The sequence below is a fragment of the Acinetobacter sp. 809848 genome, from assembly GCF_000581275.1.
In the GTDB taxonomy this organism is placed as follows: Bacteria; Pseudomonadota; Gammaproteobacteria; order Pseudomonadales; family Moraxellaceae; genus Acinetobacter; species Acinetobacter pittii.
In genome coordinates, this window is sequence record NZ_JEXG01000176.1 from 1 (window position 1) to 609 (window position 609).

Consider the following 609-nt stretch of genomic DNA (forward strand, 5'->3'; position numbering starts at 1 on the left):
TTTGGGGATTGGCGTGATCAATGCTGACATTGCAGCGAGCCAGTATAAAGATGAAAACGGTTATTCTGCTTTAGTCGGTTTAGAAGGGCGCATCAGTAAAAATATTTCATTTAACACCAGTTACCGCAAAGTATTTGATAACTATTTTGACCTAGCTCGTGTATCTCAAGTGAGATATTTAAAAGATAACCAGATTAATCCCGAGTCACAGAACTACCTGAACTACAGCGCACTGGCAGATGAGATTTTTAGGGCAGGGATTAACTATAACTTTTATGCAGGCTATGGGGTTTATCTGGGCTATAACCAGATCAAATATAGCGACAACTCTTACAAGTTACTGTCTACCAATTTAAGTGGAAGTCTGGACAAGAACTGGGGTTTTTATGCATCAGCGTATAAAGATTATGAAAATCATAAGGACTATGGAGTTTACTTTGCGCTGAGATATACCCCGTCCAGTAAAGTGAATGCGATCATGAGTGTTTCTAGTGACAGCGGTAGCCTACGGTATCGCCAAGAAATATTCGGATTATCAGCACCCCAAATTGGTTCATTTGGCTGGGGTGGTTATGTTGAGCGAGATCAGGATGCACATGAAAATAATGC

Annotated in this window: 1 pseudogene; it reads left to right on the forward strand. The window is 40.6% G+C overall.

Annotated elements, in window-relative coordinates:
• Positions 1-609: pseudogene (locus J536_RS24640) on the forward strand (fimbrial biogenesis outer membrane usher protein); the annotation flags it as partial.